This is a genomic window from Amycolatopsis thailandensis (assembly GCF_042723255.1).
GTDB lineage: Bacteria > Actinomycetota > Actinomycetes > Mycobacteriales > Pseudonocardiaceae > Amycolatopsis > Amycolatopsis thailandensis.
Window position 1 is genome coordinate 18,206 of sequence record NZ_JBHXJK010000031.1, and the last position, 21,789, is coordinate 39,994.

The window sequence follows — 21,789 nt, forward strand, 5'->3', positions numbered from 1 at the left end:
GTTTTTGAGGCGGGCAGGCCGTCTCCCTGAATCCCGCACAAGGAGTCCTCATGCAGGAGAGCAGGATCGACGCAGGACCGCACACGAGGTGGACTGGACGGCTCATCGGCCTGGTGGCCGTCCTGGTGCTGGTCAACTTCATGGTCGACACGGCCATCACCGCGCCGCTGCTCGTCCTTCCGGAAATGCTCGACCACTTCGGCACCGACCAGACGGCGTGGATCAACGCGAGCGCGATGCTGGCGGGCGTGATGTGGGCGCCGCTGCTCGGCAAGAGCGCCGACGTCCACGGCAAGCGCAAGGTGCTCGTGCTGACCTTGCTGATCAGTTGCGCGGGCGCGCTCGTCTGCGCGGTGGCCCCCAGCCTCTGGGTCTTCGTGCCAGGACGCCTGTTGCAAGGGGCGGCCGTGGCTGCCCTGTTCCTTTCCGTCGCGATCGTCCGGGAGACCTGCGCGCCCCGGATCGCGATGATCGTGGTCGGCATCGTGACCTCCGGGTCCGCCGTGCTCAACATCGGTTCCCGTTTCCTCACCGAGGAACTCGCCGCGGAGTTCGGCTTCCGGATCTTGTTCCTCATCTCGGCCGTCGTCGCGATCGCGATGGCGGTCTGCGTACACAACGTCGTTCCCGAATCCGCGCTCAGGACACCGGGCCGGATCGACGTCGGGGGCGCCCTGCTGCTCGGCGGCGGCCTGGCCGGGGTGCTCAGCTATGTCAGCCTCGGTTCGGAGTTCGGCTGGTTCGCCGTCGGTCCGATGGTCCTTCTCTTCGGTGGTGTCGTGGCCTTCGCCAGGTGGTCGCTGGTGTCGAGCAGGAAGCCCGGTTCCCTGATCGACGTCAGGAATCTCGGTACGCCCTTGGTGCTCACGCTGCTGGTGCTCGTGCTCAGCACCGGCTCGTACCAGAGCATGCTCCAGCTGATTCCGCTGGTCAGCGATGTGCCGGGGGAGCAGGGGCTCGGGTATGGCCTGGCAGGTCAGGGAACGCTGGCCCTGTTGCTCGCGGCGCCCGGGATCGGCGTCATGATCGGCGGTCCGGTGGCCGGGGCGCTGGCCACCCGCGTCGGCCCCGTCATGACCCTGGCCGGCGGGGTCGTGCTCGGCACGGTGGGGACCGTCGGGATGTTCTTCGGTGTCTCACAGTTCCCCGTCGCGGTCTTTTTCGCTTTCCTGCTGGGTTTCACGGTCGGCGTCCTCGGCACCTCCGGCTTCAACGTGGCGGGCGGCCTGGCCTCCGCCGACCGGCAGGGCATCGTGTCCAGCCTGGTCATGGTCGTCGTCGCGATCGGCTCAGTGGTACTGGACTTCGTGGGCTCGGCGGTGCTCAAGTCGACCGCCGTTCCCGTCGGCGGCGAAACGGTGAACTCGGGCACGGGTGTCTTCACCTGCATCACGATCGCCACCACCGCGTTCGCGCTCGCCGCGGTACTCGTCGTCTTTCTGGTGCGGAAGTCGCGCCACAGCGAGAAAACGCCGTTGCCGGCGTCGCTTTGACAAGGAGAAGCAAGATGAACACAGTGAAAGGTACTGTCCTGGTCTCCGGCGCGAGTATCGCCGGCCCCGCCGTCGCGTTCTGGTTGCGGCGGCACGGATTCTCGGTGACGGTGGTGGAGAAGGCGCACGGACTGCGCGACGGCGGCTATCCGATCGACGTGCGGGGTACCGCGCTGGAAGTGGCCCGCCGGATGGGAATCCTGCCACGGCTACGGGAAGCTCATATCGAAACGCGGTTGCTGACCTTCGTCGACGCCGAGGGTCACGAGGTGGCGGCGGTGCATCCGCAGGCGGTGATCGGCGGAGTCGAGGGGAGCGACGTCGAAGTACGTCGCGGGGATCTGGCGGAGATCCTGTACGAAGCCACGCGCGACGACGTCGAATACCTGTTCGGCGATTCGATCGAAGCGCTCGCCGAGCACGAACACGGCGTCGACGTCACCTTCCGCGGTGGAACGCGTCGTGGTTTCGATCTGGTGGTGGGTGCCGACGGCCTGCACTCGCGCACCCGGGAGCTCGTTTTCGGTCCTGAGTACCAGTTCCACCGCTATCTCGGATACTGCTTCGCCGGCTTCACCATGCCCAACGAGTTCGGGCTTTCGCGGGAAGGCGTGCTCTGGAACAAGCCCGGCCGAGGGGCGGCGCTCTACGCGGTCAAGGGAAGCGAGCGGGTCCACGGGTTCCTGGTCGCCGCTCGCCCCGAGCCGCCGTACGAACTGTTCCGCGATCCTCAAGCGCAACGTGACGTCGTCGCGGAGACCTTCGCCGGCGACGGCTGGAAGATCCCGGCCATGATCACCGCCCTGCGCGAGGCGGACGACCTGTTCTTCGACGCCGTCAGCCAGATCCACCTGCCACGCTGGTCCCAAGGCCGGATCGGCCTGGTCGGCGACGCCGCCTACGCACCTTCGTTCCTGACCGGGCAGGGAACCAGTCTCGCGCTCGTCGGCGCCTACATGCTGGCCCGGTCCCTGGCCGCCGATCGCGACCACGCGGCCGCCTTCGCCGCCTACGAAGGAGAAACCCGGCCGTTCGTCGAACTGAACCAGGCACAGGTCGGCGTGGGCGACGCGGCGCTCTTCCCGGTCACCGCCGAAGCCCTCGCGCGACGCACCGAGCTTCTCCGTGGCTTGAGCGCCTCGGCCCCGGAAACCGGGCGACCGGCGCACACCGCCCTCACCCTGCCCGATGCGGTCGTGTCGGGCGGGTGAGGCGGGCGCCACCCGAACCAGTCCGTTCGTGGCGTGTCCGCGGAACGGGTCCGTGACTCTGCGTGGCACCGGGCCTCGGGTGCCGACTGTGTGGATTTTGGTGCGTTGGACGCTCAGAAATCCACACAGTCCCGCGTGACCGGACCTCTCATCCTGGGTGACAGTTCACGCTCTCGCCGGCCACAATGAACCGACACCTTTGTCCCGTCTCTCAATAGAACCCCCTTTGTCACTCGCGACCCTCTCGCAAGACTGCGCAAGGCACCCAAATCGGGTGTCGCGATCCCAGTTGGCGGTCGAACTGTTCGAAGAGGATCCGCGCATCGTGGCAGCCTTCCTCGTCGTCGACGTGCAACGTCGGCATTGTCGGGCGATGCGGATCGTCGGCCGCGTGCGCGCCCGGCGCGTAATACTCGGCGAGACAACGGTAGGAAGCCGACGCGGGTTCGAAGGAATCACTCCACCATGTGCTCGTTCTTCAGCCACCGCTCCGCCGTCCGCCAAATGGCCTGCGGATCGACCTCGTCGGTGTGCCAGGTGGTGGCACGGGTGCTGCCGAGGTCGCGGTACTTCCGCATGATCTCGACGTGCGCGGGGAGCCCGACGAACCCGCGCAGGGCGGCGCGGTCGCGCCAGACCGAGACCGACCCCAGGCGTCGTCGCAACGGTTCGGCCCACAACCACTGGCCGACCGCGCCGGGCAGCCGCGGCCACTCGCGGCCGAGTGTGTAGCCCGCCCGGTACGCGCCGGGCGTTCGCCGGAAGTCGTCGAGGGTCAACTCGGTGACGCTGACCAGTACGTCTCCCGCGATGTCCGCCGCCGGGCCGATGATCCACCTGCTTTTGAACACGCGCGCTCCTCGCCTCCGTAATCGTCTATCAGTGTAGATGATATGCGTATGCATACGACTTTTGGAGGTGGTTTTCCTTGACATGCATGACAGTATTTTTCCAACTGAACGACTAACGCGTTGCCGGGATCGTGGTCGTGCGGACGATGATCCGGGTCGGCGCCTCTGGGGAGAGGACCTGTCCATGCAGCCAGTCCGCCGTATCCCGCTGGTTCTCGCACTCGGCGCCGCGCTGGGGATCGCGGTCGCGCCACCGGCTCTCGCGGGACCGGTGTCCGGTGACGACTACTACCAGGACGCTCTGGGCAAGACCGGTGCCGAGCTCAAGGCGGCGTTGCACGGGATCATCGGTACCGGCACCAAACTGACGTACGAACAGGTGTGGGACGGAATCAGGGCCACCGACGAGGATCCGGCCAATCCGTCGAACGTCGTCCTGCTCTACAGCGGCCGCTCACAGGCGAAGACCGCCAACGGCGGGGGAGTCGACGACTGGAACCGGGAACACGTCTGGGCCAAGTCGCACGGCGACTTCGGCACGGCCGTCGGCCCCGGCACCGACCTGCACCACCTGCGGGCCGAGGACGCGTCGGTCAACAGCACCCGAGGGAACAAGGACTTCGACGCCGGTGGCTCTCCGGTCGAAGAGGCACCCGGGAGCCTGACCGATGACGACTCGTTCGAGCCGAGGGACGCGGTCAAGGGCGACGTGGCCCGCATGATCCTCTACATGGCCGTGCGCTACGACGGCACCGACGGCTTCCCCGACCTGGAACCGAACGACGCCGTCGACAACGGCTCGAAGCCCAACATCGGCCGCCTCTCGGTCCTGCTGACCTGGAACACCCAGGACCCGCCCGACTCCACCGAGCAGCGCCGCAACCAGGTCATCTACGACCAGTTCCAGCACAACCGCAACCCGTTCATCGACCACCCCGAATGGGCGGCCTCCATCTACGGCTAGCGGGCAGGCGGCAGGTCCAGGACGCGAGCGAGGGCCGCGACGACCGGGACGGCGTAGTGGGACAGGTTCCGGTCGGCCCACTCCGTTGCCAGCGCGAGGAAACCGGCGAGGTCGTCCTCGGCTCCGGCGAGAAGCCGCCGGAGATCGGCGACGGGCAACTCGATCACCGGGCTGTCGGATCGTTCGGCGTCGACGGTCAACAGGACGGTTTCGCCGAGACGTTCGGCGGCAGGATCGGGATCATGCCCGAAGTCGACCGGCCAGCCGCTGTCGAAGACCCGGTGCCACTCGCGCCAGTCCTCGAGGCCGTTGCAGCAGCCTGGCAGGAACGTCACGCCCGTCGCGCTGTCCGTCACCCTGAACCCTCCGGCCGCGAAAAGCGTGTCGAAGGTGAGCAAACCGTGCAGGAACGACCCCAGCGGGTCGGCGGGCCGGGGCGGGCGGTCGCCCTGTTCGGGGTCGATGTCGTTGCAGGCGACGATGCGCATCACCGCTGTCCCGACCTCCCGAGGCGTGAGTTCGCCGCTGAGCGCCAAAAAGTCGAACGAGTCGACGTCGGCGACCGGCCAGAGGTCGAAGTCGCCGGACGCGTGAACCTCCAGGACGGGCTGCATCGTGATCACCCGGGCAGTGTCTCGCACCCCGGCCATCCTGTCCGCCGAGTTTCGAGTGGGCGCTAACGCCCGATCCACTTGAGGAAGCACACGCGATCCTGGCCAGGCCCGTCGTAGTCGCTGTGGACGGGGAGCCCGTCGACCAGCCGGTCACCGGGTTCGAGCGTGAACTCCATGGCGCGATGAAAGGCGATGGATCCGGTGTTTCCCGGCGAGGTGATCGCCCGCACTTCCGTACGGCCCGCCTCGGCGGCACGCTGGAAGAAGGCCGTGTATAGACGGCGTGCCGTCCCCTGACCGCGAAGCGCCGGATCCACTCCCACGAAATGGATGTACGCCTCGGTGTCGTCGTCGGGGGAGTGGAAGCCGACGAGGAAGGCCCTGATCCCGGCCTCGTCCTCCAGCACCAGACTCGTGCCGGAGAAGAACTGCAAGAACAGTTTCGGCAGCAGAAGGGAAAGCTCGCGGGCCTGTTCAGGGGTTCGCGAGTCGCCCCACCACTCCTGCACACGGGTGACGATCGCGCCGTGGTCGGAGAGTTGGGCTTGACGGAGTTCGGGCATGTCGTTCCTTCTTCGGTGCCAAGGGTTTCGCCACCGTTCTATCAGGAACCGGTCGTGAGCGATCCGGGCCGGTTGCCGGGCCTCGCTAGCGGCCGTTCAGCAGGACCGGCAGTACGCGATGTCCGTTGGAAATGAAGGAATCGAGGTGCCGCAGGTCCGCCGCGGAGGTCGCGAGCGTCATGTCCGGGAACCGTTCGAACAGCGCGGGCAGCGCGATCGCCGCTTCCAGCCGGGCCAGCGGGGCGCCGAGGCAGTGGTGTACTCCGTGGCCGAACGCGACATGCGATTTGTCGGCGCGGGAGACGTCGAACGTGTCGGCGTCCTTCCCGTGCAGTGCCGGGTCCCGGCCGGCGGCGGCGTAGCCGGCCAGGATCGCGTCGCCCTTCCGGATCACCACGTCGGCGACATGGATGTCGTCGACGGCGTAGCGCAGCGGCAGGTGCGCCACCGGTGCCTGCCAGCGCAGCGTCTCCTCGATCGCGTCCGACCAGGTGACGCGCCCGGCGCGGATCTCGGCGAGCTGCTCCGGATGGGTCAGCAGCGCGGTGATGGCCTGGTCCAGGAGGTTAACGGTGGTTTCGTGGCCCGCCGAGATGAACAGGATCAGGGTGTCGATCAGTTCGGTCTCGTCCAGGTCGGCACCGGCGTCCTGGGTATGGGCGGAGATGAGCGCGGTCGTGAGGTCCTCGCCGGGGACCGCACGCTTGGCGGCGACGAGGTCGGTGAAGATCGAGTGGATTTCCTGGTACGCGGCCAGCATCGCCACCTGGCTCGCCGAGGTCTGGAAGAAGACGTCGACGGACTGGCGCAGCCTGGCCCGGGCCGCGTCCGGAACCCCGAACAACTGGCAGATCACCTCGATGGGCACCGGATAGGCGAAACTCTCCCGGAGGTCGAGGGGTTCGCCCGCGGGCTTGGCCGCGATCGTCTCCAGCAGATCGGAGACGATCGCGGTGATCCACGGTTGCAGCGTGGCGATCCGGCGCGCGGTGAAGGCCTGCGCGACGAGTGAGCGCAGCCGCCGGTGGTCGGCGCCGTAAGCGGTGAACATGTTCCGCACCGAAACCCACACCAGCAACGGCCAGTCCTCGCTGATGTCGGCGAAGGCAGGCCAGTGTTGCCGGGCGTCCTTCGATACCCGCGGATCGTTGAGCAAGCCGCGCAACAATTCGTAGCTCGTCACCGACCAGGCCACGACACCGCCCGGCAGCTCCACCTGGGTGAGCGGGCCGCGCTCGCGCAGGCGTTCGTTTTCTGCGTGGATGTCGTGGCCGTTCGGGTCCAGCACCAGCGGACGCGTCACCGGGGATCATCCTTTCTCGGGGAAAAGAAGTGATCCCAGCGTGCCAGCAAAGCCTGTCGTCCGGGTACCAGCCAATCGGTGAGAGCGGTCCGGTTTGTCAGCGGCGGCCGCGGAGGGTCGTGGAGCCGGCGTAGCGGGCTTCGGCGCCGAGTTCCTCTTCGATGCGGATGAGCTGGTTGTACTTGGCCGTGCGGTCGGAGCGCGACAGCGAGCCGGTCTTGATCTGACCGCAGTTGGTGGCGACGGCGAGGTCGGCGATGGTGGTGTCCTCGGTCTCGCCGGAGCGGTGCGACATCACGACGGAGTAGCCGGCCTTGTGCGCGGTCTCGACCGTGGTGAGGGTTTCGGTGAGCGTGCCGATCTGGTTGACCTTGACCAGGATCGAGTTCCCGATGCCACGCTCGATACCGTCGTTCAGCAGGTTCACGTTGGTGCAGAAGACGTCGTCGCCGACGAGCTGGACGCGGTCGCCGATGGTGTCGGTGAGCTGCTTCCAGCCGGTGAAGTCGTCCTGGGCGACACCGTCCTCAATGGACACGATGGGGTAGCGCGCGGTCAGGTCGGCCAGGTAGGCGACGTGTTCCTCGACGCTGCGTTTACGCCCTTCGCCGGTGTAGTCGTAGACGTCGCCGGTGTAGAACTCGGACGCGGCCGGGTCGAGCAGCAGGGCGATGTCCTCGCCGGGGGTGTAACCGGACTGCTCGATCGCGCGCAGCACGAATTCGAGCGCTTCGTCGGCGGAGCTGAGGTTCGGTGCGAAGCCGCCTTCGTCCCCGACGTTGGTGCCGTGCCCGGCTTCGTGCAGCGACGCGCGCAGGGTGTGGAACACCTCCGAGCCCATCCGGACGGCGTCGGCGAAGGTTTCCGCGCCGAGCGGGCCGATCATGAACTCCTGGAAGTCGATCGGGTTGTCCGCGTGCGCTCCGCCGTTGATGATGTTCATCATCGGCATCGGGAGCAGATGCGCGAACACGCCGCCGACGTAGCGGTACAACGGAAGTCGCTTCGCGGCCGCGGCGGCTTTGGCCACGGCGAGGGAGACGCCGAGGGTGGCGTTGGCGCCGAGCCGCGCCTTGTTCGGGGTGCCGTCCAGCGCGATCAGCGCGCGGTCGACGTCGGCCTGGGCTTCGGCGTCGAGCCCGACGACGGCCTCGGCGATCTCGGTGTTGACGGCATCGACGGCCTTGCGGACACCCTTGCCGTGGAAGCGGGTCTTGTCCCCGTCACGTAGCTCGACGGCTTCCTTGGTCCCGGTCGAGGCGCCCGACGGCACGGCCGCCCGCCCGAGCGAACCGTCCGCGAGTTCGACGTCGACCTCGACAGTCGGGTTGCCCCGGCTGTCGAGGATCTGACGGCCGTGGACGCGGATGATGGCGGTCATGTGCACTCCTTGCTGAGTCGCGCGGCCCCCAGTGAGCAGCGGGACGTCCCCGAGGCTAGCAGAAATCTGCTGAATCGATACCGAGCTCTGACCAGGCATTTCGGTGCAGTGAAAGTCGTCCCTGGTCGACGTTCACCGCTGTTCGGATGTCTCGGTCGGTCGCCGCGGTGTGTGGAGGCGATGCATGAGCAGTTCGAGCGGGCCGCGGTCGAAGTGACGGAGCCATACGACGGCGAAGGCGACGTTCACCAATCCGACGAAGCTCCAGAGGCCGACGATCCACCATGGCCGGGCGTCCGCGAACTGTTCGGCGAGACCGAAACCCCAGCCGTAGCACAGGATGCCGGCCAGAAGATTTTGGAGCACGTAACAGGAGAGGGCGGTGCGGCCGACCGCGATGAGTCCACTTCGGACGGTCCCTGGCCGGTCGCGCATCCGGAGGGAGAGATGGGTGATGAGGGCGAGTAGGCCCAGTGCGACGAGCGGGGGCAGCAGGTACCTGTCCACGAGCAGCCAGTCCGGTCCGCTGAAGCCGGTCAGCAGGTTCAAGGGCAGACCGACGGCGAAGCCGAGTACGAGCAGTCGTGCGCGGAGCCGTCCGCCCTGTGCTGTGTCTTCGAAGACGCCTGCCCGGCGCAGTCGGGAGCCGAGCAGGAACAGGACGACGGCGGACGGCACGATCAGGACGGTCTCCGCCCGCAGCGTCAGGAATTCGTTCAGACGCAGGGAGACCTGACCGGGCCAGCTGGCTGTCGCGGCGGGGCTGACCGGGACCGGCTCGCCGGAAACGTCCGGTTGCGACACGAGGAACGCGGTCAAGGCGAGCAACAGTGTGGCGTACGCGCCACCCACCACCGCGACGACGGTGCGGACGACCCGATCACTCCGGCCGACGAGGTACGCGACGAGCAGTGAAGTGAGCCCGTAGGCCATGAGCACGTCGCCCTCGAAGACGAGCAGGTAGTGCGCGACGCCTTCGAGGAAGAGAATGCCCGCCCGGAGTGGATACCTTCCCGGCCAGGAGGCGCCGCGCCGTCGGGCCGATTGATATTGCAGTTCCAGTCCCACGCCGAACAGAATTGTGAGAAGCGCGAGGAATTTCCCGTTGGAGATCACTCGGAGGCCGAGTTCGGCGTATTCGGCGAAGCCGGTCGCGGTCCCGATGAAGTCCTGGAAGAATCCCGTCGGTCCACCGGGATGCGCGAACAGGAATACGTTCGTGCCGAATGTGCCGAGAATCGCCACCCCGCGTAACAGGTCCAGAGAAGGGATACGTCCGCCGCGGGATTGACGCGCGGCGGTGACGGCCGAGGTCTGGTGGATCATGTCTTCGACCTTGCCAGCGGCCCCATCCGGCCCCATCCGTCGTTGGGATGATCTTGCTCTGGTCACTTCGTAGCATTTCCGCATCGCGCTCGTCCTACCGAGGAAGATCGGTCACGAAACGTATTCCGATCAGGCGAAATTGCGCTGATCGGATGTCATGCTTTCGTGGCGCGTGGGCCAGTCACGGCTATTGGCGGGAGGGCGAAGGTGTCCTGTTCGCTTGCCGCGGGTGTCTGGTCGGTACAAGGACCGGGACCGGTCATGGACGGAACCTTGCGGGAGGTGACGCGCCCGGGCTGCGGCTCGCCGCTTGCCTGAGGATCGGCTGAAGATCCCTGCGGGTTCGGCCCTGGCGGGGAGAATGGGCGCATGGAACCGGATCGGGTACTGCTCGTCGAGGACGCGGAGGCGATCCGCGCCGCGGTCGAGTCCGCGCTGACCGGCGCCGGGCACCGGGTGCTCGGCCTGCCGGACGGCGACCGGCTGGAACGGTGCCTCGCCGAGTTCCGGCCCGATCTGGTGGTACTGGACGTCATGCTGCCCGGGCGCGACGGGTTCGAGCTGCTCAAGGTCGTGCGCCGGTCCACCACGGCCGGTGTGGTGTTGCTGACCGCGCGGGACGCCGTGGACGACAGGCTCCGCGGGTTCGGTGAGGGGGCCGACGACTACGTGACGAAGCCGTTCGTGCTGGCCGAACTCGTGGCCAGGGTGGAGGCGGTGCTGCGGCGGCTGGGCCGGACACGTCCGGTCGTCGAGGTCGGCGACCTGTTGATCGACGTCGAATCCGGGGTGGTGCGCCGGGCCGGGGTGCCGGTCGAGCTGACCGCGACCGAGCTGAAGTTGCTCACCTTCCTCGCGAACCGCCGGGACCGCGTGGTCGGGAAGGCGCAGCTGCTCACCGGAGTCTGGGGCTACGACGACTACGCCGCGAACCTGGTCGAGGTCCACATCAGCGCGTTGCGCCGCAAACTGGAGGCGAACGGCCCGCGCCTGCTGCACACCGTGCGCGGCCTCGGCTACGTCCTGCGCGACGGGGACGCATGAGCCGCCTCGGCACCGTTTCCCTGCGCCGCCGGGTGACCGTGACCGCGTCCTTGGTGCTCGGGGTGGTGCTCGTGGCGCTGGGGTTCACCATCGCCGCCGTGTTCTCCGCGCAGGGCGAGCGGAACCTCAACGCGTTGCTCGCGGGACGGGTGCAGCTGGCTCAACAGCTGGCGAAGGAGAACGTCGCGCCGTCGAATCTGGTGCGCCGGATCGACGCGCGCGGAGTGGTGGTGAGCCTGCGCCTGCCGTCGGGGGACACCATCGGCACGCCACCGGAGCGTTCCGGTGACGTGAAACGGGTGAAGGCGGTGCTTTCGGGGCCGCCGCGGATCAACGGCGCCGAACTGACGCTGACCGCCGACACCGCGTTGCTCGACGGCGCCGAGCGAACCTTGGCCCGGGTACTGGTGATCGGCGGGCTGGTCGCGATCGTGGTGACGGCGTTCGCGCTGCTGCTCGGGATGCGGGTCGCTCTCCTGCCGCTGGACCGGATGACCGGGCTGGCACGGTCGATCGCGTCGGGCAGCAGGGGAGGCCGCTTGTCGCCCTCGCGGACGGACACCGAACTGGGCCGTACGGCGGAGGCGTTCGACGAGATGCTGAACTCACTGGAGGCCTCCGAAGAGCGGATGCGCACGTTCGTCGCGGACGCCGCGCACGAACTGCGCACGCCGATCGCCGGGGTGACCGCGGCCGCCGAGGCGGTGCTGGAGCTGGGCCCTGACGCACGGCCCGACCAGCGCGAACATCTGGAACTGCTGCTGATCCGCGAATCGCGGCGGGCCGGGCGGCTGGTCGAGGACCTGCTGGACCTCGCGCGGATCGACGCAGGTGTCCGGCTGGAGAAGGAAACAGTCCACTTGCGGGAACTGGCGCGGAACCAGGCGGATCGGCTGATGCTGCTGGCGCCGACTCTGACGGTCGTGGTGTCCGGCCCGGAGACCACGACCGTCGCCGACGAAGCCCGCGTCACCCAGATCCTGGCGAACCTCGCGGACAACGCCCGGACCGCGGCGGGCGACACCGGCCGGATCGAATTCCATTGTGGACAGTCGCCGGGCGGGGTCTTCGTGGTGGTCGGCGATTCCGGGCCCGGTGTGCCGGAAGCGGACCGCGAGCGGATCTTCGGCAGGCTGGTGCGCCTGGACACCGCCCGGCGCCGTGATCGCGGTGGTTCGGGACTGGGCCTGACGATCGCCCGCGGCCTGGCCAGGGCCCACGCTGGGGACCTGACCTGCGGCGACGCCGGATTCCGGCTCACCCTGCCGTACGGATGAGGTTGTCCAGCCGGGTCGTGTGCCCCGACAGGACCCGGCCCGGGTCGGCGCCGAGTACGTCGCCGAGCACGCTGGCGTAGACGTCCCGGAAATCGGTCGTCACTTTGAGGTCGTCGTCGTCGAGATCGGTCAGGCTCGGCTGCTCGCCGTGGAAACCGCCCTGGACGTGCTCGCCGAGCACGAACATCGGGCCCGCGGTGCCGTGGTCGGTGCCCTCACTGGCGTTCGCGCGCACGCGCCGCCCGAATTCGGAGTACACGAGCACGGTGACCTGCTTGCCCCGGTCGCTGCCCTGCAGCCGCCGCACGAACGGCGTCAGCGCGGTGTCGAGTTCCGTGAGCAGCCGCTGCTGCGTGCCGCGCTCGTCGGAATGGGTGTCGAATCCGCCGAGCGAAACGGAATACGCGCGAGTCGGCACACCGGCCTCGACCAGTCCCGCCACGAGGTCCAGCTGAGCGGCGAGACCGGAGCCGCCGCCCGCCGAGGCTCCCTTGTTCCGCTGCTCGTCTTCATCGTCCTTTTCGGACGCGTCGTGCGCGGCGCCGCCGAGAACGCGGACGGCGTTGTGCAGGTCGCCGATCGAACGAGCGGCCCTGGCACGCCAGGGATCCTCGCCGGGCGCCGGGGTGCCGAGAGCGGCGAAGGCGGTGCCCAGTTCGCCTTTCGGGAGTATCAGCCCGCCGACCGGCATCGACGCGGCCGCGGTGCTTTCCCCGGCCAGCAGGGGAGGGAGGACCGGCTCGACCGAGACCGCGCGCAGCGGATCCGCGCCGGAGGTGTCCAGCCAGCGTCCGAGCCAGCCGGTCGGCACCGAGGTGTCGGGAGAGGCGGTCTGCCAGATCGCCATCGACCGGAAGTGGCTGTGGTCCGGCTTCGGATAGCCCACTCCCCGCACGACGGCCAGCTTCCGCTCGTCCCACAGGCCTTTCAGCCCTTTCATACCGGGGTTCAGCCCTAGTCCCTCGCCGAGGTCGAGCACTTCCTCCGGCTGATAGGCCAGCTCGGGCCGCGCGTCCTGGTAGGCCTTGTCACCCGCCGGGATCACCGTGTTCAGCCCGTCGTTGCCGCCGTAGAGCGTGACGACGACCAGGACTCCCGCGTTCGGGTCCAGCGGGCTGTCCGCGGCCGCGGTCATCAGCGAGTCCCAGTCCACCCTGGTCGCGCCGACGGCGAGGGCGCCTGCCGCGGTCACCCCGGTCAGGGTGAGAAAACTGCGCCGGGTCACGGTTTTCATGCTGTCCTCCTCATCCGCTCACCACGTACTCGGGCGCGCACGCGGCCACCGTGAGCAGTGTGCGAGGGTCCTTGGCCACGCCGTCCAGCGCGGTTCTGGTCCGGTCGGACCAGGAGTCGATCCCTAAGGTTTCGCGCAGCCGCCCCAGCGCGTCGTCCCGCGCTTTCCGGGCGACCAGCCGCGCGAGGTGCATCCGCGCCACCCCGGCCGACGTAGTCAGCCACGCCGCGCCGGCGGGCCAGCCGCCGACGCTCGGCGGCCGGAACGGCAGCTGTCCCATCCCGCGCAAGCCGTTGAGCAGCTTCTTCGGATCGAGATCGCTCGCCTTCAGCCCGGTCACGCGCAGCAGGCCGACCAGCCATTCGACGGGCTGTTTGACGATCGTCGCGGCCGTGTCCCGGAACGCCGGTTCCCCGGCGATCGTCCGGAGCGCGGCCTGGATGTCCCGGCCCGGCCCGTACGCGGCGATGATCCGCTGATGCACGTCCGGAGGCGGTGGCGTCGGCGAGACCAGGCGGAACCACAGCCGACCGGTCACGAAGGCCGCCGATTCGGGCCGTTCGAGTACGAGGTCCACAAAGGACTCCGCGGTGAAGCCGGAGGTCCGGCCGAAGATCTCTTTCGGACCGCGATCCTGGCGTTGAGGTTTCAGCGTGGCCGCACCGGTCTTCTTGTCCAAGGTCCAGCCGGTCAGCGCGCGGGCCGACTCTCGGACGTCCTTTTCGGAATAGTGCCCGACGCCGAGGGCGAACAGTTCGAGGAATTCCCGGGCCAGGTTCTCGTTCGGCGAGCCGACCTTGTTGTCGTTGCCGTCGAGCCATTTCAGCATCGCCGGATCCACCACCAGCGCCTTGGCCAGTTCGGTGAACCCGCCGCGGCCGAGCCTGTGGAAGGTCTCGTTCTGCGCCAGCATCAGCGCCGGCTCACGGACCTTCTGCTCACTGGTGGCGAAATGCCCGTGCCAGAACCAGGTGAGGCGTTCGGCGTCGTCGGCGACCATGCGGTCCAGCCACCAGATCGCCAGCCGCTGCTCCTGCTCGGCTCTGGCCTGCTTGTTCTCCTTCTTGTCCTTGCGGTCGGGCAGCTCGGCCAGCCGCGGGGCCTGTCGCGCGCTTCCCGGCGACAGGAGGACGTCCAGCGCGGGGAGCGGTTCACCGGGGCGGGGGCCGAAGCCGAACCGATCGGCCAGCCGCCGGGCCGCGGAGCGTTCGTCGAGAACAGCCATGGCCCGATTGTGGGCAGCGGCCTGCCGGGCCCGCCAGGAACACGGGCGCATCTTCAGGTGACCCGAAGGTCGCGGCCGACTCACCGGTCAGGCGGCGTGCACCAGCGTCAGCGCGCCGCCCGCGGCCGAAAGCAGGAGGACGGACCAGCGGACGGAGCGTTCGCCGACCCGGCGGCTCAGCGCCCGCCCCAGCAGGTCCCCGGCGAGGGCGGCACCAGCGACCGCGAGGAGCACGCTCACCGGCACCTCCACCCAGCCGAGACTGGGCAGCGCGACCAGACCGAGCAGGAAGAAGTAGATCGACAGCGTCCCGCGCGTCTCGTCCGCGCCCCAGCCCGCGCTCGCCCCGTACACCGCCACGGCCGGTCCGGACAGCCCGGCGACGGAGTTCATCGCCGCGCTGAGCACGCCCGCGCCGACGGCGCCCGTCCTGCCGGCCAGCCGTCCGCTGGTGATGCCGCTCGCCAGCACGCCGACGGCGAGGACACAGCAGCCACCCGCCGCGAGCAGCAGCGGACGTTCGGGAACGCCGCGCACCACGAGCGCGACGACCGGGGTGAACACCACCGCGGGCACCGTCAGCCAGGCGACCTGCGCCCATCTGATCGCCCGCCAGTGGGTGATCGCGACCGCGAGGTAGACCGGGAAGCCGAGCAGCAGGGTGAGCCGGACGGCGTCGAGCGGGCCCAGCGTCAGCGCCAGGAACGGTACGCACAGCAGGGAAAGTCCCATGCCGGAAAGGCGCTGGGCGACGACCCCGGCCGCCGCCGCCAGCGAAGTCATGGCCAGGGTTCCCACCCGGCCACTGTGGACCGGAGGTGGATCCGGTGGTAGCCGGTGCCGAACGAGGACGTCATAGCCTGCCGCTATGACCAGAAATCCACACGCTCCCGCGTGACTGGTCCGGTCACGGAAGGGTGTGTGGAAATAGGGACGTTCAACGTCCCTATTTCCACACACCCCTCACCCTGAGTGACATTTTCGCGGTCTCCTCGGCAGGACGCCTGTGCCACACACCCTCACGCGAACTGGACCCGTTGATCGCGCCGGTTCTGGCTCTTCTGGCCGTTCCAGTCGTGCCGCACGCTCGGCGTCACTGCCTTTGGAACAGACGGGAGCGTGAGATGAGGATCGGTGTCCCTCGTGAAGTCAAGAACCACGAGTACCGGGTCGCGGTGACGCCAGCGGGCGTGCACGAGTTCACCTCGGCCGGGCATGAAGTGTTCGTCGAGCGCGGAGCCGGGGAAGGATCGTCCCTCCGCGACGAGGACTACGCCGCGGCCGGGGCGAAGGTGCTGGACAGCGCCGACGATGTCTGGGCGACCGGCGAGCTCGTGCTCAAGGTCAAGGAGCCGATCGCCGAGGAGTACCACCGCCTGCGGCGCGACCAGCTGCTGTTCACTTACCTGCACCTCGCCGCGAGCGAGCCGTGCACGCGGGCGCTGCTGGACGCCGGCACGACGTCGGTGGCCTACGAGACGGTGCAGCTGCCGAACGGGTCGCTGCCCCTGCTGTTCCCGATGAGCGAGGTCGCCGGTCGGCTGGCCCCGCAGGTCGGCGCGCAGACGCTGATGCGCGCCAACGGTGGACGCGGGGTGCTCATCGGCGGCGTCTCCGGGGTGGCCCCGGCGCGGGTGGTCGTACTCGGCGCCGGTGTCGCGGGGATGAACGCGGTCGCCGGCGCGGCCGGGACCTGGGCCGACGTCGTCCTGTTCGACAAGAACGTGGACAAGCTCCGCGCCGCCGACCGGATGTACCAGGGCCGGATCCGCACCGCCGCGGCGAACGCCTACGCGATCGCGGAGGCCGTGGTCGAAGCCGACCTCGTGATCGGCGCGGTGCTGGTGCCCGGTGCCAAGGCGCCGAGCCTGGTGTCGAACGAGCTCGTGTCCCGCATGAAGCCCGGCAGCGTACTCGTCGACATCTCCGTCGACCAGGGCGGCTGTTTCGAGGACACGCGGCCGACGACACACGCGGAACCGACGTTCGCCGTGCACGACTCGGTGTTCTACTGCGTCGCCAACATGCCCGGCGCTGTCCCGCACACCTCGACGTACGCGCTGACGAACGTCACGCTGCCCTACGCGCTGGAGCTGGCGAACCACGGTCTGTCCGGCGCTGTCGAGCGGTGCCCGGAGCTGCGCGGCGGGGTCAGCACGGTGGACGGACGGCTGACGTCCGCTCCGGTCGGCGAAGCGCTCGGGATCGACTCGGTCGCGTTCGGCTAGGTGGTGCGGGCCGGGATCTGAAGCTAGGTTCAGATCCCGGCCCCGTCGCCGGGAGGGAGGTGCCGTTGCCGCGAACGTTGATCGAAATCGACCGCACGTCCGCCGAACCGCTCTATCGGCAGGTGCGGCGCGCCATCGAGCACGGCATCGCGATCGGCACGTTCGACCCGGCTCACCGGCTGCCGAGCTCGCGTGAGCTGGCCGCCGAACTCGGCGTTTCCCGCAACACCATCAACCTCGCCTACCAGGAGCTGGTCGCCGAAGGGTTCGTGGAGAGCCGGGAGCGCAGCGGGCTGTTCATCAACGCGGAGATGCGGCCGCACTGCGCGGTGCAGGAGCGTGGCACCAGCCCCTCCATCGACTGGAGCGCGCGGGTGCGCCGGTACCCGGACGCCGGGGTGCCGCACATCGAGAAACGCGTGGACTGGCACACCTACCCGTACCCGTTCCTCGCCGGGCAGGTGGACGTCACCGCCTTCCCGGCGCGATCGTGGACCCGGTGCCTGCGTGACGCGCTGTACCGGCCGCACGTATTCCCGAGCTTGCAGGACAGCGTCGGCTCCGACGACCCGATGCTGGTCGACCTGATCTGCCGTCAGCTGCTCACCGCGCGGGGGATCGAGGCCGACCCGTCCGAGGTGCTGATCACCGTCGGTTCGCAGCAAGGGCTCGACCTGCTCGGCCGCGCGCTGCTCGGCCAGGACAGCGTCGTGGCGATGGAGAACCCGGGGTACCTCGACGCCCGGCACATCTTCCTGCGCACCGGAGCCGGGTTGCGCGGCGTCGACGTCGATCAGAGCGGCCTGCGCCCGCCGGAGACACTCGACGGCGTCGACCTGCTCTATCTCACCCCGAGCCACCACCATCCGACGAACGCGACGTTGAGCATCGGCCGCCGTCGTCGCCTGCTCAGCCTGGCCGCGAGCGCGGGCACGGTGCTCGTCGAGGACGACTACGACAGCGAGTTCCGGTATCACGGCAGCCCGACGCCCGCGCTCAAGGCGCTCGACGGCACCGGTGACGCGATCTACCTCGGCACCTTCTCCAAGTTCCTCTCACCCGGTCTGCGGCTGGGCTACCTGGTCGGACCGCGCGAACTGGTGCGGGAGTTGCGGGAGATCCGGCGGTACGTGCTGCGGCATCCGCCCGGTCACCTCCAGCGGGCGCTGGCGTTGCTCATCGACAGCGGCGAGTATCACCGTTCCCTGCGGCGATACCGCACGAAACTCATGCGGAAATGGGAGGCGACCTGCGCCGCGGTCACCGAGCACCTGCCGTGGGCGCAGACGGCGTACCCGCCCGGCGGGGTCAGCCTCTGGATGACCGGACCGTCCGGACTGGACTGCCGGGCGCTGATGGAGCGCGCCGAACGCGACGGCGTCCTGATCGAACTCGGTGACATCTTCTTCGTCGGGGACGACCCGCCGCGCAACCACTTCCGGATCGGCTTCGCGGCGGTGCCCCTGCGCGACATCGATCCCGGCATCCGGCTGCTCGGCGAGGCCTGCCGCGACCTGCTCGGCGGCTGAGGAGACAACTGGTACCACCGCACCGGACCGTTCTGGACCTGTTCAGGCGGCCAGATGTGCCGCACTGTCTGGTGATCCTTCGTGAGCCAGGCAACGTCGCCAGGAGGTCCGTGTGCAGGAATCCCTTCGAGAAGAACCCGCCGCAGATTTCGTCGCCCTCGGGGGCACCGTGCTCACCTTGGATCCGGCGGGGAGACGGGTCCGTGCGCTGGCCGCGACCGGCGGGCGGATCACCGCGCTGGGGTCCGAGCGTGAGATCTCCGGGTTGATCGGCCCGGAGACCACCGTGCTCGACCTGGCCGAGCGCACGGTGATCCCCGGTTTCGTCGAATCCCAAAACCATCCGGCGTTCTTCGGGATGACCCTCGCCGCACCGGTCGACGCCGGCAGCCCGCCCAACGACACCATCGCCGACATCGCGGGCCGGGTCGCCCAGGCGGCCAAGGAGCTGGGGCCGGGGGAGTGGATCCGGGGTTTCCGTTACGACGACACCCTGCTCGCCGACGGCCGTCACCCGACGCGCGCGGACCTCGACCCCGTCTCCGGCCGGAATCCCGTGGTGCTGACCCACGTTTCCGGGCATTTCTGCACCGCGAACTCGCTCGCCCTGCGTGAAGTCGGGATCACCGCCGAGACACCGGACCCGCCCGGCGGGCTCATCGTGCGTGACGCCCGGGGCGAACCGACCGGGGTGCTCGTCGAGACGGCGGCCTTCCTGGTCACGTCGCGGCTGCCCGGGCAGAGCGCGGGCGAACTGGCCGAAGCCCTGCTCCTGGCGGACGAGGAATATCTCGCCAACGGCGTGACTTCCGTGCACGACACCGGTATCGGGCTCATCGGCGGAGCGGCGGAACTGGAGGCGTACGCGCTGCTGCGGCGGGCGGGGAAACTCCGCGTCCGGGTGCGCGGCTACCTGTTCCACGATCTGCTTCCCGGCCTGACGGAAGGAACGCCGGAAGCGCCGGACACCGGCGGCGCGGACGACAAGTTCGCGATGACGGGGGTGAAGATCGTCGCGGACGGGTCGATCCAGGGCAAGACGGGATGCCTCGCGGAGGGCTACACCTGCGACCCGGACGAGCACGGCATGATGCTGCTCGAACCCGCCGAACTCGGCCGCCGGATCGCCGCACTCGACGCGGCGGGCTGGCAGGTCGCCGTGCACGGAAACGGGGACGCGGCGATCGACGCGATCATCGACGGCTACTCCCGGCTGGGCTCGCCGACGGGAACCGGCAGGCGGCACCGGATCGAACACTGCCAGACGGTGCGCGAAGACCAGCTGGACCGGATGGCCGCCCACGACGTCCTCGCGTCGTTCTTCGTCAAGCACGTCTACTACTGGGGAGACCGGCATCGCGACGTCTTCCTCGGCCCCGAACGGGCGCGCCGGATCAGCCCGCTGGTCTCGGCCCGCTCGCGCGGAATCCACTTCGGCCTGCATTCGGACACCCCGGTGACGCCGGTGCCGCCGCTGGAAGGGATCTGGTGCGCCGTGCGCCGCGTCACCAGACAGGGCAAGGTGCTCGGTCCCGAACAGGCCGTCGACGTCGACGCCGCGTTGCGCGGCTACACGATCGACGCCGCGTACCTGGCGGGGGAGGAGAACCTCAAGGGCAGCTTGGAGATCGGGAAACTCGCCGATCTCGCGATGCTGTCCGGCGATCCCACCACGATCGACCCCGACCGGATCCGTGAGCTGACCGTGGAAGCCACCGTCAGCGGCGGCGAGGTCGTCTGGCGGCGCGAGACGGCGGGAGTGACTCGATGATCCGCAGCTGGCCCAGTGTCCTCATCGGACTGTTCGTCCCCGCTTTCGCCCTGCTGGCGGGAATCCTGGTGCTGTCGGGATCGACGGCGTCGGTACTGGGCGTCCCGGTGCTGTTCTTCTGGGTGTTCTGCTGCTGCCCGCTGACCACCCTGTGCCTGTGGATCAGCTGGCGTTTCTTCGACCGCGCCCACTACCCGGAGGACGACTGATGCTGATCGCGATCGTGGCGGTGGTGATGGCGGGCTCGATCGGGCTCGCGGTGTGGGCCGGACGGTCCACGCGCGGCGGCGGGATCTCCGAGTTCCTCGTCGGCGGCCGCTCGTTCCCGGCGTGGCTGGTGTACTTCCTCGCGGTCGGCGAGGTGTACAGCATCGGGACGATGATCGGGTTCCCGAGCGGGATCTACGCGCACGGCGCGAGTTACGGGATCTGGTTCATCGGCTACATCCTGCTCGCGTACTCGCTGGGCTACTTCCTGGCCCCGCTGGTGTGGCGGGCGGCGAAACGGTACGACGCGATGACCGTGCCCGACGTGTTCGGACGGCATTTCGGCAGCAGGCGGCTCGAGCTGATCACCTGTGTCACGATGCTGATCGCGCTGGTCCCGTGGGGGCAGTACCAGTTCATCGGTCTGCAGGTGGTGCTGAGCAATCTGGGGCTGCGGCTGGATCCCGTGCAGTGCGTGGTGCTGGCTGGCATCGTGGCGTTCGTCTACATCGCCGTCTCCGGGGTGCGGTCGCCCGCGTTCGTTTCGATCCTCAAGGACCTGTTCATGCTGGTCGGCGTCGTGCTCGTCGGAGTGGCGGTCGTACTCGCCGCCGGCGGCACCGCGAAGGTCAGCGGACCCGAGGTGCTCAGCGCGGCGCAGACCACCATGGGCGGTTCGGAACTGACGTTCGCGATGACGACGATCCTGTTCCAGAGCATCGTGTTCTACCTCGGTTTCGGTGGCGCGTACGTGTTCCCGGCCCGGTCCGAACGCGCGGTGAAGAGCTCGACCGTGTGGATGCCGCTGTACATGCTGATCTACCCGTTCCTGGTGCTGGCCGCCTACTACGGCGTGCGCGCGCATCCGGACCTGAAGAACCCGAATACGGTGTTCATGGTGACGGCCAAGGGTTTGCTGCCCGACTGGCTGCTCGGTCTCGTCGCCGCGGGCGCCGCACTGTCCGGTGTCCTGGTCCTCGCCGCGACCGCGCTCACCATCGGCGGCATGGTCTGCCGCAACCTCGCGCCGAACATCCCGGCCGCCGCGCAACGACGGTGGACGGTCGTCGCGGTGGCGAGTTTCCTGGTCCTGGCGGCGGTCCTGACCCTCGTCGCGTCGACGTTGATGCTCACCATCCTGAACCTGACCTACAACCTGCTGGCCCAGGTCGTCCCCGGCTGGCTCGCGATCCTGTTCGTGCGCCGGGTGCGGACGGCCGCGGTGGCCGCCGGGATGATCACCGGGGTGCTCGCCGCGATCGTCCTGTATGTCACCGGCGCGACGTTCGGCGGATTCAACGCGGGTCTGGTGTCGATGGGGCTGAACATGGCCGTGGTGGCGGTCTGGAGCCTGGCGTCGCCGGACAAGGCGCGGATGCCGGTGGCGCTGTCTCCCGAAAGCGTCCCGGCCCCTGCGGCGGTGCCGTCACTCAGCCCGTGATTGAAGACCGATCATGCGTGCTTGAAGACCGAACTCGCGTTCTTGGAGGCGGATCTCGCGTTCTTGGAGGCGGAACTCGCGTGCTTGGACGTGAGATCCGCCTCCAAGCACGCGAGATCCGGCTCTG

19 protein-coding genes are annotated in these 21,789 nt (G+C 68.8%); 10 read left to right on the forward strand and 9 right to left on the reverse strand.

Features of this window, described 5'->3' with window-relative positions; translation table 11 throughout:
• Positions 1-50 precede the first annotated feature (50 nt).
• Both ACFWMR_RS15000 and ACFWMR_RS15005 read left to right on the forward strand, forming a co-directional pair.
• A complete protein-coding gene (locus tag ACFWMR_RS15000) occupies positions 51-1,493 on the forward strand; it encodes an MFS transporter (protein ID WP_378378750.1) in 1,443 nt (480 codons plus the stop codon).
• Between the two features lie 14 nt (positions 1,494-1,507).
• Positions 1,508-2,704 (forward strand): FAD-dependent monooxygenase, encoded by a 1,197-nt coding sequence (locus ACFWMR_RS15005; RefSeq protein ID WP_378378751.1) that lies wholly within the window; start codon positions 1,508-1,510, stop codon positions 2,702-2,704.
• A 455-nt stretch (positions 2,705-3,159) separates the two neighbouring features.
• Here the strand turns inward: ACFWMR_RS15005 and ACFWMR_RS15010 are convergent, their stop codons facing one another.
• On the reverse strand, positions 3,160-3,555 hold the full coding sequence (locus tag ACFWMR_RS15010) for a hypothetical protein (RefSeq protein ID WP_378378752.1): 396 nt from the start codon (positions 3,553-3,555) through the stop codon (positions 3,160-3,162).
• Positions 3,556-3,739: 184 nt separating this feature from the next.
• Between ACFWMR_RS15010 and ACFWMR_RS15015 the strand changes: the two genes are divergently transcribed.
• Positions 3,740-4,519 carry an endonuclease I family protein gene (locus ACFWMR_RS15015; RefSeq protein ID WP_093937138.1) on the forward strand — a complete coding sequence of 260 codons (780 nt, stop codon included), beginning with the start codon at positions 3,740-3,742 and terminating at the stop codon, positions 4,517-4,519.
• Here the strand turns inward: ACFWMR_RS15015 and ACFWMR_RS15020 are convergent.
• The 5 genes from ACFWMR_RS15020 to ACFWMR_RS15040 form a co-directional block, all read right to left on the reverse strand.
• Positions 4,516-5,160, reverse strand: a complete 645-nt coding sequence (locus tag ACFWMR_RS15020) for a hypothetical protein (RefSeq protein ID WP_378378753.1) — start codon at positions 5,158-5,160, stop codon at positions 4,516-4,518. The genes ACFWMR_RS15015 and ACFWMR_RS15020 overlap by 4 nt on opposite strands.
• A gap of 35 nt (positions 5,161-5,195) precedes the next feature.
• Positions 5,196-5,696, reverse strand: coding sequence for a GNAT family N-acetyltransferase (locus tag ACFWMR_RS15025; protein WP_378378754.1), 501 nt, complete (start codon positions 5,694-5,696; stop codon positions 5,196-5,198).
• A gap of 85 nt (positions 5,697-5,781) precedes the next feature.
• The gene (locus tag ACFWMR_RS15030) at positions 5,782-6,999 is read right to left on the reverse strand and encodes a cytochrome P450 family protein (protein WP_378378755.1); all 1,218 of its coding nucleotides are present in this window, start codon (positions 6,997-6,999) and stop codon (positions 5,782-5,784) included.
• 97 nt (positions 7,000-7,096) lie between these two features.
• Complete coding sequence (gene eno / locus ACFWMR_RS15035) at positions 7,097-8,380, reverse strand: phosphopyruvate hydratase (protein ID WP_378378756.1); 1,284 nt, start codon at positions 8,378-8,380, stop codon at positions 7,097-7,099.
• Between the two features lie 132 nt (positions 8,381-8,512).
• Positions 8,513-9,706 (reverse strand): DUF418 domain-containing protein, encoded by a 1,194-nt coding sequence (locus tag ACFWMR_RS15040; protein WP_378378757.1) that lies wholly within the window; start codon positions 9,704-9,706, stop codon positions 8,513-8,515.
• A 369-nt stretch (positions 9,707-10,075) separates the two neighbouring features.
• Here ACFWMR_RS15040 and ACFWMR_RS15045 point away from each other — a divergent pair, with 369 nt between their 5' ends.
• Complete coding sequence (locus ACFWMR_RS15045; RefSeq protein WP_378378758.1) at positions 10,076-10,750, forward strand: response regulator transcription factor; 675 nt, start codon at positions 10,076-10,078, stop codon at positions 10,748-10,750.
• Positions 10,747-12,027 (forward strand): sensor histidine kinase, encoded by a 1,281-nt coding sequence (locus tag ACFWMR_RS15050; RefSeq protein WP_378378759.1) that lies wholly within the window; start codon positions 10,747-10,749, stop codon positions 12,025-12,027. Before ACFWMR_RS15045 ends, ACFWMR_RS15050 begins: the two co-directional genes overlap by 4 nt.
• Here the strand turns inward: ACFWMR_RS15050 and ACFWMR_RS15055 are convergent.
• The 3 genes from ACFWMR_RS15055 to ACFWMR_RS15065 form a co-directional block, all read right to left on the reverse strand.
• Positions 12,008-13,261 carry a DUF1501 domain-containing protein gene (locus ACFWMR_RS15055; RefSeq protein ID WP_378378760.1) on the reverse strand — a complete coding sequence of 418 codons (1,254 nt, stop codon included), beginning with the start codon at positions 13,259-13,261 and terminating at the stop codon, positions 12,008-12,010. The genes ACFWMR_RS15050 and ACFWMR_RS15055 overlap by 20 nt on opposite strands.
• A 10-nt stretch (positions 13,262-13,271) precedes the next feature.
• The gene (locus ACFWMR_RS15060) at positions 13,272-14,486 is read right to left on the reverse strand and encodes a DUF1800 domain-containing protein (RefSeq protein ID WP_378378761.1); all 1,215 of its coding nucleotides are present in this window, start codon (positions 14,484-14,486) and stop codon (positions 13,272-13,274) included.
• An 87-nt stretch (positions 14,487-14,573) separates the two neighbouring features.
• On the reverse strand, positions 14,574-15,284 hold the full coding sequence (locus ACFWMR_RS15065; protein ID WP_378378762.1) for a TSUP family transporter: 711 nt from the start codon (positions 15,282-15,284) through the stop codon (positions 14,574-14,576).
• A 326-nt stretch (positions 15,285-15,610) separates the two neighbouring features.
• On the opposite strand from ACFWMR_RS15065, the gene ald reads away from it, so the two are divergent.
• From ald to ACFWMR_RS15090, 5 genes are all read left to right on the forward strand, one after another.
• Positions 15,611-16,714, forward strand: coding sequence for an alanine dehydrogenase (gene ald / locus ACFWMR_RS15070; RefSeq protein WP_378378763.1), 1,104 nt, complete (start codon positions 15,611-15,613; stop codon positions 16,712-16,714).
• Positions 16,715-16,779: 65 nt separating this feature from the next.
• Positions 16,780-18,243, forward strand: a complete 1,464-nt coding sequence (gene pdxR, locus ACFWMR_RS15075) for a MocR-like pyridoxine biosynthesis transcription factor PdxR (RefSeq protein ID WP_378378764.1) — start codon at positions 16,780-16,782, stop codon at positions 18,241-18,243.
• A gap of 112 nt (positions 18,244-18,355) precedes the next feature.
• A complete protein-coding gene (locus tag ACFWMR_RS15080) occupies positions 18,356-20,014 on the forward strand; it encodes an amidohydrolase (RefSeq protein ID WP_378378765.1) in 1,659 nt (552 codons plus the stop codon).
• Positions 20,011-20,223, forward strand: a complete 213-nt coding sequence (locus tag ACFWMR_RS15085) for a DUF3311 domain-containing protein (RefSeq protein ID WP_378378766.1) — start codon at positions 20,011-20,013, stop codon at positions 20,221-20,223. Before ACFWMR_RS15080 ends, ACFWMR_RS15085 begins: the two co-directional genes overlap by 4 nt.
• Positions 20,223-21,662: a sodium:solute symporter family protein gene (locus ACFWMR_RS15090; RefSeq protein ID WP_378378767.1), complete on the forward strand. Its 1,440-nt coding sequence runs from the start codon at positions 20,223-20,225 to the stop codon at positions 21,660-21,662. Before ACFWMR_RS15085 ends, ACFWMR_RS15090 begins: the two co-directional genes overlap by 1 nt.
• Positions 21,663-21,789 lie beyond the last annotated feature (127 nt).